General features: G+C 72.3%; 10 protein-coding genes and 2 rRNA genes. 8 read left to right on the top strand and 4 right to left on the bottom strand.

The window, feature by feature from the left end; all coding sequences use genetic code 11:
* From B2P18_RS03485 to B2P18_RS03470, 4 genes are all read left to right on the top strand, one after another.
* A 23S ribosomal RNA gene (locus tag B2P18_RS03485) occupies positions 1-297 on the top strand; the annotation flags it as partial.
* Between the two features lie 74 nt (positions 298-371).
* A 5S ribosomal RNA gene (gene rrf / locus B2P18_RS03480) occupies positions 372-488 on the top strand.
* Between the two features lie 79 nt (positions 489-567).
* Complete coding sequence (locus B2P18_RS03475) at positions 568-1857, top strand: M16 family metallopeptidase (protein ID WP_286955852.1); 1290 nt, start codon at positions 568-570, stop codon at positions 1855-1857.
* Positions 1854-3230, top strand: a complete 1377-nt coding sequence (locus B2P18_RS03470) for a M16 family metallopeptidase (RefSeq protein ID WP_286955850.1) — start codon at positions 1854-1856, stop codon at positions 3228-3230. Before B2P18_RS03475 ends, B2P18_RS03470 begins: the two co-directional genes overlap by 4 nt.
* A 183-nt stretch (positions 3231-3413) precedes the next feature.
* On the opposite strand, the gene hisN is transcribed toward B2P18_RS03470, so the two are convergent.
* The 4 genes from hisN to aroA form a co-directional block, all read right to left on the bottom strand.
* Positions 3414-4196, bottom strand: coding sequence for a histidinol-phosphatase (gene hisN / locus B2P18_RS03465; protein ID WP_286955848.1), 783 nt, complete (start codon positions 4194-4196; stop codon positions 3414-3416).
* 214 nt (positions 4197-4410) lie between these two features.
* On the bottom strand, positions 4411-5244 hold the full coding sequence (locus B2P18_RS03460; protein ID WP_239263876.1) for a phosphatase PAP2 family protein: 834 nt from the start codon (positions 5242-5244) through the stop codon (positions 4411-4413).
* 175 nt (positions 5245-5419) lie between these two features.
* Complete coding sequence (rsgA, locus tag B2P18_RS03455; RefSeq protein WP_029211605.1) at positions 5420-6484, bottom strand: ribosome small subunit-dependent GTPase A; 1065 nt, start codon at positions 6482-6484, stop codon at positions 5420-5422.
* On the bottom strand, positions 6481-7890 hold the full coding sequence (gene aroA / locus B2P18_RS03450) for a 3-phosphoshikimate 1-carboxyvinyltransferase (RefSeq protein WP_029211604.1): 1410 nt from the start codon (positions 7888-7890) through the stop codon (positions 6481-6483). The genes rsgA and aroA overlap by 4 nt, the downstream gene beginning before the upstream one ends.
* Before the next feature lie 67 nt (positions 7891-7957).
* Between aroA and B2P18_RS03445 the strand changes: the two genes are divergently transcribed.
* The 4 genes from B2P18_RS03445 (at position 7958) to B2P18_RS03430 (ending at position 11161) form a co-directional block, all read left to right on the top strand.
* Positions 7958-8788, top strand: a complete 831-nt coding sequence (locus B2P18_RS03445) for an SOS response-associated peptidase (protein ID WP_029211603.1) — start codon at positions 7958-7960, stop codon at positions 8786-8788.
* 139 nt (positions 8789-8927) lie between these two features.
* Positions 8928-9623 (top strand): sigma-70 family RNA polymerase sigma factor, encoded by a 696-nt coding sequence (locus B2P18_RS03440; RefSeq protein ID WP_376783716.1) that lies wholly within the window; start codon positions 8928-8930, stop codon positions 9621-9623.
* An 11-nt stretch (positions 9624-9634) separates the two neighbouring features.
* Positions 9635-9868, top strand: a complete 234-nt coding sequence (gene rsrA, locus B2P18_RS03435; protein ID WP_029211601.1) for a mycothiol system anti-sigma-R factor — start codon at positions 9635-9637, stop codon at positions 9866-9868.
* Positions 9869-10021: 153 nt separating this feature from the next.
* Positions 10022-11161 carry an alpha/beta hydrolase gene (locus tag B2P18_RS03430; RefSeq protein WP_286955841.1) on the top strand — a complete coding sequence of 380 codons (1140 nt, stop codon included), beginning with the start codon at positions 10022-10024 and terminating at the stop codon, positions 11159-11161.
* Positions 11162-11246 lie beyond the last annotated feature (85 nt).

Genomic DNA, 11246 nt, shown 5'->3' with positions numbered 1-11246 from the left:
TCGGTCCCTATCTGCCGTGGGTGTAGGAATATTGACAGGATCTGTCCCTAGTACGAGAGGACCGGGATGGACGAACCTCTGGTGTGTCAGTTGTTCTGCCAAGGGCACCGCTGATTAGCTACGTTCGGAAGTGATAACCGCTGAAAGCATCTAAGCGGGAAGCACGCTTCAAGATGAGGTTTCCATGCCCCTTGTGGGTGAGAGGCTCCCAGCTAGACTACTGGGTTGATAGGCCGGATGTGGAAGCACAGCAATGTGTGGAGCTGACCGGTACTAATAAGCCGATGACTTGACCCGAAGATTGCTCGCGTCCACTGTGTAGTTCCCGACACACAAACCACTAGGTGCGTGGTTTGACAAGTCGATAGAGTTACGGCGGTCATAGCGTGAGGGAAACGCCCGGTCCCATTCCGAACCCGGAAGCTAAGCCTTACAGCGCCGATGGTACTGCACTGGTGACGGTGTGGGAGAGTAGGACGCCGCCGGACAAACATTGTGGGGAAGCCCCGGACCACCAGGTCCGGGGCTTTTCTGCGTTCTGGGTGGTTGTCGCCTAGGGTGGTCGGCATGCCGTTGAACTATCAGATCGCGGAGCGCACCCTGCCCAACGGGCTGCGCGTCATCGTCAACGAGGACAGGTCCATCACCACGGTGACGGTCAACCTCTGGGTCGGGGTGGGGTCGCGACACGAGGTGGCCGGGCGAACCGGTTTCGCGCACCTGTTCGAGCACCTGATGTTCCAGGGGTCGGAGAACGTCGCGTCAGGGGAGCACTTCTCCGAGCTGATGTCGCGCGGGGGCCGGCTCAACGCCACGACGTGGTTCGACCGCACCAACTACTTCGAGACGGTGCCTCGCGGCGCCTACCAGCTTGCGCTGTGGTTGGAGGCCGACCGGCACGGCCGGCTCCTCCCCGCCGTCACGCAGGCCAACCTCGACAACCAGCGCGACGTGGTCAAGGAGGAGAAGCGGCAGCGGTACGACAACCAGCCGTACGGCTTCGCCCTGCCGGACCTCTACGCCCTGGTGTTCCCCGAGGGGCACCCGTACCACCACCCCACCATCGGGTCGATGGAAGATCTCGACGGTGCCAGCCTCGAGGACGTGCACGCCTTCTTCGAGCGGTACTACGGCCCGAACAACACGACGCTGACGCTCGTCGGGGACCTCACCGCCGAAGAGGGGTTCGCCGCCGCCGAGACCTACTTCGGCCACCTGCCCGCCAGCGCCGCGGCCGGCCGCGAGCCCGTTGCGGCCCTGCCACCCCTGGAGAACCCGGTCCGCTTCGAGCGGAGGTCGGACGTGCCCAGCGACCGCCTGTTCGTGGCCTTCCGCCTCCCGGTGGACGACACGGACGAGTTCTACGCCGCGTCCGCTGCTCTGGACGCCCTTGCGGGGATGGCCTCGTCTCGGGTGTACCGCCGCCTCGTGCGCCGCGAGCAGCTCGCCAACGGCGTGCAGGGCATGGCCTGGGGGCTCGTCGACGGGGTGTCGCTCGGGTTCATCTCCGTCGACGTCGCCGACGGCGTGGACCCCGACGCGGCCGAGGCTGCCCTGTGCGAGGAGCTCGACCGGTTCGCCGACGAGGGGCCGACCCCCGTCGAGATGGAGTCGGTCCTGGCTCAGAGCGAACGCGCCTGGCTGCACGCCCTGGCCGCGGCGGACGAGCGCGCCGACATCATCTGCGGGCACGCCGCCCTGCACGGGGACGCGCAGCACGCCAACACCTTCCTCGACCGCCTGGCCACCATCACGCCCGACCAGGTGCGGGCGGCTGCGTCGGCATACCTGCGACCGGCCAACCGAGCCGTCGTGGCGCACCTCAAGGCCCAGACCAGTGAAGGAGCCTCGGCATGACCGACACCCTGATCCCCGCCCGTCCCGAGGTCGCGCCCCCGGGCCCCTGGGCCTTCCCCGAGCCCAGCACGACCCGGCTCGACAACGGGCTGGCGCTGCAGACCTTCCACACGCCCGGGCAGTACGTCGCCTCGGTGCGGCTGGCCATCCCCGTCGTGCCGGCGCAAGAGCCCCGAGAGCTCGAGGGCATCCTGGCGCTGCTGTCCCGGACGTTCGACGAGGGGACGCTGGACCACTCGGCGGAGGAGTTCGCCGAGCTGCTGGAGCGGGCCGGGGTCGCGCTCGGCTCCTCCACCAGCGAGTTCGGCCTCGTCCTCGACCTGGACGTCCCCGTGAGCCGGCTTGAGCGTGGCCTGGAGCTGCTCGCCGAGTGCGTCCAGCGTCCGGCCTACCCCGACGACGAGGTGGACCGCGCCCGGCGCAAGCGCCTGGCCGACATCGAGCAGGAGAACGCCGACCCCCGCAGCCGTGCCATGCGGGAGTTCGCCGCCACGTTCTACACCCCCGAGTCGCGCGCCTCGCGCCCGTCGGCCGGCAGCCCCGCCACCGTGCGGGCGATCACCGCCCCTGCCGTGCGGGACTTCCACCACGACCACGTGGGGCCGACCGGAGCCGTCATGGTCGTCGCCGGTGACCTGACTCCCCTCGGTGCCGAGCCGCTGCAGGATCTGCACGCTCTGGTGGAGCGCACCTTCGGTGGTTGGACGCCGCAACCGGTCGCGCCGGTGGGTCCGCAAGGCCCGGTCCGTCGGGAGGACGCCCGCCGCATCGTCGTGGTGGACCGACCCGGCTCGGTGCAGTCGGAGCTGTACGTCGGCTGCCTCGGTCCCGATCGGCGGCACGGATGGGGTGCCTACCCGGTCCTGAGCTTCCTGGTCGGTGGTGCGCCGCAGGCCAGGGTCGACTCGGTGCTGCGGGAGGACAAGGGCTACACGTACGGCCTGCGGACGGCCTTCGTGCCGCGCGCCGACGGCGGGCTGTTCATCGCCAGCGGATCCGTGCGCGCGGACGTGACGGGCGAGTCCGTGGGCATCCTGCTCGACATCCTCGAGAAGGCCCGCGAGGGCTTCACGCCGGAGGAGGTGCGCTCCGGGGTCGACTTCGTCAGCCAGACCGCACCGGCGCGCTACGCGACCGCGGACTCGGTGGCGGACGAGGCCGCCGGGCTCGCCCTGGAGAAGCTGCCGCCGCGCTGGGTGACCGAGATGTTCGAGGAGACGCGGTCGCTGACGGGGGAGGCGCTCATCGAGGCCTACGGCCGGGCCGACGTGGGGCAGTGGACCGTGGTCGTCGTGGGCGACGCCGACCAGGTCGCCGACGAGGTGCGGGCGCTCGGCCGGGGCGACGTCGAGGTGCGCCGCCGCGAGGGCTGAACCAGCAGAGGCGTGCTGGGCTTGCCCAGCCGGGCAGCCGAGCCGCCCCTGGCGCGGTGCGCCTGCCGTATGTCGAGACGCACCGCGCAGGCTCCGCCCCCAGATGGCGCCAGCGCCCTCGGCCGAGCCGGGTCGGCGCTCCGGTGACCTGGTGTGCGTCGAGGCGCCTACTCCGTCGGTGCGTCAGCCGAGCCGGCGCAGGACCTCGTCGTGCAGGAGCCCGTTGGTGGCGACGGCGTTGCCGCCCCAGGGCGCGGGTGACCCGTCGAGCGACGTCATGCGCCCGCCGGCCTCGGTGACGATCGGGACGAGCGCCGCCATGTCGTGCACCGCCAGCTCGGGCTCGGCCGCGACGTCGCACGCGCCCTCGGCGACCAGCATGTACGACCAGAAGTCCCCGAACCCGCGGGTGCGCCAGCAGTCGTCCATGAGCTGCAGGAACTCGTCGCGGCGGCCGGCGTCCCGCCATCCACCGAGGGACGCGTAGGAGAGCGACGCGTCCCCGATGGACGAGACGCCGGACACGTGGATGCGCTTGGCGGAGTACAGGTTGCGACCGGTGTAGGCGCCTGAGCCCTTGGCGGCCCACCACCGCCGGTTGAGCGCCGGCGCGGAGACGAGGCCGACGACGGGCTCGTCCCCGTCGACGAGCCCGATGAGGGTGGCCCAGACCGGCAGCCCCCGCACGTAGTTCTTGGTGCCGTCGATGGGGTCGATGATCCACCGCCGTGCCCCGTGGCCCGTCGTGCCGAACTCCTCGCCCTGCACGGCGTCGCGAGGACGGGTGCGCTTGAGCTGGCTGCGGATGAGCTCCTCGGCGTCCCGGTCGGCGTCGGTGACGGGGGTGAGGTCGGGCTTGGTGTCGACCTTGAGGTCCTCGGCCTTGAACCGGGTCATCGTTACGCGCTCGACCGAGTCGGCCAGCACGTGCGCGAGGCGGACGTCGTCGTCATAGGAGGGGCTCACCCGCCCAAACTACCTGTCACCCGCGTGGCCGCGCCCACGGGCGCGCGGGTGACAGGGGTGGCGCGCGCGCCCGGGGCCGACAGGGATGGCGCGGGAACATGGGCTGTCGGCGATGCCGCGGGCACGCCAGCGATGGGCGCGCGTGCCCGGGGTCGACAGGGATGGCGCAGGCGGGAGCGGTCGGCGGTCTTCTGGCCCCTCAGGGTGTGGGTGGCTAGGTGGCCTTCGTCGCCCCGGACCGGCCTTGTGCCGCCGGGGACGGGGAGGGCGACCGATGCTTGCGCACGGTCAGCCACATCCGGTGGCACACCACCAGCGCCAGCACCCAGGCCAGCCCGAGCAGCCACCCGGTCACGACGTCGGTGAGCCAGTGGTGACCGAGAACGACGCGGGAGAGCCCCATCGCGACGATCCAGCAGGATGCCAGCACGACGGCGAGGATCCGCGTGCGCCGCCGGTGCAGGTGGGTGAGGAGCAGATAGGTCAGGACCCCGATGATGACGGTGGTGTTGAGGGTGTGCCCGCTGGGGAAGCTGGGCGAGGTCTCGAACGGGGGGACGGCGTCGGCGAGAGGGGGCCGGACGCGTCCGATCAGCTGCTTGCCCACGACCGTCATCGCGAGCGAGCCCGCGGCGGCGAGGGTGGTGAGGACGGCGGGCGACCACGACCGCCAGGCCCAGGTCGCCAGCAGGACCAGCGCCACCGAGAGGATCGGCATACCGACCTTGCCACCGATGTCGGTGAACGTGGTGAGGGCCTGGGCCAGGGCCGGCGTGCGGTGCTGCACGGCGAGCTCGAGGACGGGATGGTCGAGCGCCGCCACGCCGTCGCCCTCGACGACCGCGTCGTAGGTCTCGGTGGCCGCGGCCGTCAGGCCCACGATCCCGACGAAGCAGACGAGGACGGTGGCAACGAGCAACCAGGTCGCAGCCGTCCACGTCGAGGTCCGCGTGACGACGCGGGCGAGCGCGCGGCCGATCGGGGTGCGCCACTGGGTGAGGTCGCGGTCGCCGATGCTCTCCTCGACGGGACGTCGCTGCAGGTCCATCCCGACAGTCTGCGGCGGGAGCCCGCTCCGGTCCGGGCGCCACGCGCGGCGACAGGCCGGCGTCCTCGCCCGCGGACCGGGCCTGCAGCAGGCGGCGGAGCCGCGCGTCTAGAGGCCGGGGTCCTCGCTCGCGGACCCGCCCCGCAGCAGGCGGCGGATCCACGCGGGCGAGGGTCTAGGTGTCCTCGCCCGCGGACCGGGCCCGCAGCAGGCGGCGGAGGCTGTCCAGCCGGGCGACGCCCGCGGGGCCGGCCTGACCCGAGGCCACCCAGGCGTCGAGGCCGCACTCCTCCTCGTCGTGCGTGCACCCGCGGGGGCAGTCGGCCGTGCCCGGCTCCAGGTCCGGGAACAGCGCGACGATGCGGTCCAGGCGGACGTGCGCGAGGCCGAAGCTGCGGACGCCCGGGGTGTCGACGACCCAGCCGGACGCGTCGGGGAGGCGCAGGGCGATCGCGGACGTGCTGGTGTGCCGCCCCCGGCCCGTGTGGTCGTTGACGTGCCCCGTCGCCCGCATGGCGTCGGGGACGAGCAGGTTGACGAGGGTGGACTTGCCGACGCCGCTGTGGCCGACCATGACGCTCACCTGTCCGGTCAGCGCGTCGCGCAGCTCGTCCAGCCCGGTGGTGCGGGCCAGCACGTCCTCGGGGGAGGCGCCCGCCAGCACTTCGGTGTCGGAGAGCGTGGACGTCGCGATGCACCGCGCCCCGAGGGGCGCGTAGGCCTCGATGAGGGGCGTGGGGTCGACCAGGTCAGCCTTGGTGAGCACCAGGATCGGCTCGAGCCCCGCGTCGTAGGCCGCCACCAGGCAGCGGTCGATCATGCGGGGTCGCGGCTCCGGGTTGGCCAGGGCGGTGACGACGACGAGCTGGTCGACGTTGGCGACGATGATGCGCTCCACCGGGTCCGTGTCGTCGGCCGTGCGGCGCAGCACCGAACGGCGCTCGTGCTGGCGGACGATGCGGGCCAGGTGGTCGGGGCCGCCCTGCAGGTCACCGACGAGCCCGACGCGGTCGCCGACGACGATCCCCTTGCGGCCGAGCTCGCGGGCCTTCATGGCGGTGACGACGCGCTCGTCGGCGGTTCCCTCACCGAGGAGCGTGGTGTAGCGGCCGCGGTCGACGGCGGTGACGAGGGCCTCCACCGCGTCCTCGTGGGCCGGACGGTCCTTGGTGCGGGGGCGGGACCCGCGACGGTTGGGGCGGACCCGCACGTCGCTCTCGTCATACGACCGTCGGCTCACCGGCGCCCCCCGCGAGGGGTGGCCCCGGCGCGGACCAGGCGCTCGGTGGCCGCCGTCTCGCCCGCGAGGAAGGAGGTCCAGCGACGGGTGAAGTCAGGCAGCGTCTTGGCGGTGGTCGCGACGTCCTCGATGACGACCCCGGGCACCCGGAGCCCCAGGACGGCCGCGGCCATGGCCATCCGGTGGTCGGCGTAGGTGCGGAACAGGCCTGCGTGCAGCGGGCGCGGTCGGATCACGAGCCCGTCCTCGGTCTCGCTCACGTCGCCGCCGAGCCGGTTGATCTCGGTCGCGAGCGCAGCGATGCGGTCGGTCTCGTGCCGTCGGATGTGGCCGACGCCGCGGATCCACGTGGGGGAGTCGGCGAGCGCGGCGAGGGCGGCCACCACGGGCGTCAGCTCGCTCGCGTCGTGCAGGTCCACGTCGATGCCGTGCAGCCCGCGGCCCGTGACGGTCAGGCCCGCGCGATCCAGGTGGACCTCGGCCCCCATCTGCTGCAGGACCTCACGGATGTGGTCGCCCGCCTGCGTGGTCACCGCCGGCCAGGCCGGCACGTGCACGAGACCGCCGGTCACGGGGGCCGCCGCCAGGAAGACCGCGGCGTTGGACAGGTCGGGCTCGACCGTGACGTCGAGGGCGTTGATCTCGCTCGGCTCGACGCGCCAGGTGTCGGGCTCGGCGTCGTCGACGACCACGCCGGCGTCCCGCAGGGCCTCCACGGTCATCTGGATGTGGGGCAGGCTCGGCAGGGGCTTGCCGACGTGGTGGATCGTCACGCCCCCGTCGAAGCGCGCGCCGGACAGCAGCAGCGCGGAGATGAACTGGCTGCTGCCCGAGGCGTCCACGGTCACCGTCCCGCCGCGCAGACCCCCACGCCCGTCGATCGTGAACGGCATCGCCCCGCGGCCGCCGTCGTCGATCGCGGCGCCGAGCGCGCGCAGCGCGTCGAGGACCGGACCGACGGGCCGGGTGCGGGCGTGCGGGTCACCGTCGACGACGACCGGACCGTCGGCCAGCGTGGCGAGCGGCGGCAGGAAGCGCATGATCGTGCCCGCCAGACCGCAGTCGATCGCGGCCGGCCCGTGCAGCGGCGCCGGCTCGACGATCCAGTCGGGGCAGCCGGGCTCGTCGCCCTCGTGGTCGCGCACCCCGACCCCGAGGTCCCGCAGGGCCTGGGCCATCAGGAGGGTGTCGCGCGAGCGGAGCGGGCGCCGGATCCGGGAGGTGTCGTTGGCCAGCGCTGCCAGCACCAGGAAGCGGTTGGTGATCGACTTGCTGCCCGGCAGCACGGCGGTGGCGTCGACCGGGGCGGCCGGCGTAGGCGCGGGCCAGTCGGCAGGCGTGGCGTCGACGGTGTCGGAGGGGCGGGGCGTCTGGTCGACCGGATGGTCGGGGTCCGCGAGGGTCAACGGGGTTCCGTTCGCTGGGGTGCAGGTGCTGCCGCCCAGCGTAGTCAATGGCGCCTACGCTGTCGGCATGTGCGGACGGTACGCAGCGAGCAAGGACATGGCGGAGCTGGTCGAGGCCCTGGACGTCGACGAAGACCGGACGGCCGAGCCGGTCCGCACGATCGCCCCGCTGGAGCGAGCCCAGGGGGCCGGTCCGGCCGCCGACTACAACGTGGCCCCGACCAAGGCCGCCCCGGTCGTGCTGACCCGGCGGCCCAGGGGCGAGCCCGAGCAGGATCCCAGCCGGCAGCTGAGGTTGCTGACCTGGGGTCTGGTCCCGTCCTGGGCCAAGGACCTCAAGGTCGGCACGCGGATGATCAACGCCCGCGCCGAGACGCTCCTGGACAAGCCGGCGTACGCGCGCGCCGCTGCTGCCCGCCGCTGCCTGGTCCCGGCGGACGGCTACTACGAGTGGCAGCGCTCGCCGTCCCTCACCGACCGCAAGGGCAGACCCCGCAAGCAGCCGTTCTACATCCACCGCGCCGACGGCGACCCCCTGGTCATGGCCGGGCTCTACGAGTTCTGGCGGGACCGGTCCCTGCCCGACGACCACCCCGACGCGTGGCTCACGACCTACTGCGTGATCACGACCAGCGCCGACCCCGACCTGGCGACCATCCACGACCGCCAGCCCCTGATCCTCGAGCCGGAGCACTGGGCCGGGTGGCTCGACCCCGACGCGACGACCCCGGACCACGTCCAGCCCTACCTCAACCTCGCCCTGCCAGGGCGGTTCGACGCGTATGCCGTGAGCACCGCCGTCAACGACGTGCGCAACAACGGCCCGCAGCTGCTCGACCCCGCGCCGGCCGACCAGCTGACGGGCGTCGTCGACCCGGACACCGGCGAGGTGCTCTGACCCCGCGAGGCGCCGGGCTGCCGGCATACGGGAATGTCACCCGCTGGGGGACCGTTGACCCTGCTGTCCGTCCCTCCGTAGGAGTCGCCCCGTGCTCGTCACCCCCGTCCTGCCGACGTCAGACCATCCGGCGCTGGACATCCACCCTCAGGTGGGGTCCGCCGGACTAGGCTTGGCCCCGATGACTGAGATCGACGTGGCCACCGAGAGCCCCACCGACCGGCAGGCCCGCTTCGAGGCGGACGCCCTGCCCTACCTGGACCAGCTCTACAGCGCCTCGCTGCGGATGACGCGCAACCCGTCCGACGCCGAGGACCTCGTCCAGGAGACCTTCGCCAAGGCCTACGCCGCGTTCCACCAGTACAAGCCCGGGACCAACCTCAAGGCCTGGCTGTATCGCATCATGACGAACGCGTACATCAACACGTACCGCAAGAAGCAGCGCGAGCCCCAGCAGTCCGACTCCTCGGACATCGAGGACTACCAGCTGGCCCGCGCGGGTTCGCACTCGTCGATGGGCAACCGCAGCGCCGAGATGGAGGCGCTCGACCACCTCCCCGACAGCGACGTCAAGCGCGCGCTGCAGGAGATCCCCGAGGACTTCCGCCTGGCCGTCTACCTGGCCGACGTCGAGGGATTCGCCTACAAGGAGATCGCGGAGATCATGGGCACGCCCATCGGCACCGTGATGTCGCGGCTGCACCGGGGCCGCCGCCAGCTGCGCGACCTGCTCAGCGACTACGCCGTCGAGCGTGGTTTCGTCGCTCCGGAGGGCGCGGAGGGCGCGGAGGGCGCGGAGGGTGCGCAGGCTCAGCAGGACAGCGGGGTGAAGTGATGGGAGAGCACATGGACTGCTCGAACTTCATGGAGCACGTCTTCGAGTACCTCGACGGCGAGATGACCGAGAGCGACTGCGAGGACTTCGCACGCCACCTGCGCGAGTGCCCTCCCTGCCTGGACGAGTACCAGCGCGACCAGGCCCTCAAGGCCCTGATCCGGCGGTCGTGCGCCTGCGAGCAGGCACCCGTCCAGCTGCGTACGCAGATCATCGCCAGCATCACCATCGAGTACGGTCGCTGATCCGACGCGCCGGTCCGACGACGAAGGCCCCCTCCCGACCGGGAGGGGGCCTTCGTCACGGCCGGCGCCCGGCGTGCCATCCTGGCGGTGGCCTGCGGCGTCACACACCATGACGCGCCGGCACGACGAGCGAGGCAGGACCGAGGGGGAGGCATGGAGCTGACGGGTGGGCCGTTCGTCGCCCTGGCGATCACGGTGACGACGGTCGCCCTGATCACCGGTGCGATCCTGACCGGACGGACCCGGCGGACGGTGTGGGGGGCGGTGCAGCGCGCGCTGGCCATGGTGCTCGTCGCCGTCCTGGCCGTGCTGTCGGTGGCCATCGTCCTCAACGCCCAGAACCAGTGGTACGTCGACTGGGGTGACCTCGCCGGCACGAACGACCCCACGGCCCACGCCACCACCACAGGGGGCTCCGCCGGCGCGATCTACGGAGCGACACCTGCCCCGAGGCCGAGCGCGAGTCGCGCATCGCTGCCGCCGCTCCCCAGCCCGAACGACCGCGTGCAGACCTTTCAGGTCACCGGGCGTCGGAGCGGACTCACGGGACGAGTCGTCGTGCTCCTGCCCGAGGACTACGCCGCCCCCGCCCAGGCACGACGCGACTACCCGGTGGTCATGACGATGCACGGCTACCCCGGCAGCCCCGACCAGTGGCTCGACGCGCCGCAAGGGCGTGAGCGCATTGACGCGGCCGTGACCCGCGGCAAGGTGGCGCCACTGGTCATGGTGTCGCCACAGCTGGACTTCCCCAAGGGCACCGACTCGGAGCGCGTGAACGCCCCCGGTGGCGCGCAGGTCGAGACCTGGCTGACCCAGGACGTCCCCGAGCTCGTCCGGTCACGCCTGCGGGTCCGGACCGACCGGGCGAGCTGGGCCAGCGCGGGGTTCTCCGCCGGGGGCTACTGCGCCGCCATGGTCGCTGTCCGGCACCCCCAGACGTTCGGAGCCGGCGTCGTCCTCGGCGTCTACGGACGGCCGACCTTCTCGGGCCGTCACGTGCTGCGGACCCAGCAGCAGAAGGACGCCTACGACCTGCCCCATCTCCTCACGACCACCCGACCCCCGGTCGCCCTGTGGGTCCAGACCTCCGACGGCGACCCCGTGTCCTACGCGGGGAGCACGGCGCTGGCGGCGTCCGCCAAGGCCCCCACGTCGGTCACCCTGGTCATGGCGCCCGGAACCGGTCACCGGACGTCGGTCTGGTCCAGGCACTTCGCCCAGGCGCTGGAGTGGCTGGGTCGGACCGTCCCGGGCTTCGCGGTGGGAGGTGCGGCAGGGCGGGCCGCCTGAGGTCCGGTGACCGACGACCGGCGCCGTCGCCGGGCTTCTCGAGGTCGTCCCGAGGCGCCCGCCTCCTGCATGACGAAGGCCCCCG

The sequence above is a fragment of the Arsenicicoccus sp. UBA2120 genome (assembly GCF_002330965.1).
Classification (GTDB): Bacteria; Actinomycetota; Actinomycetes; order Actinomycetales; family Dermatophilaceae; genus Arsenicicoccus; species Arsenicicoccus bolidensis.
Note: the sequence above shows the minus strand (reverse complement) of the source record. Positions and strands in the feature narration are given on the sequence as shown.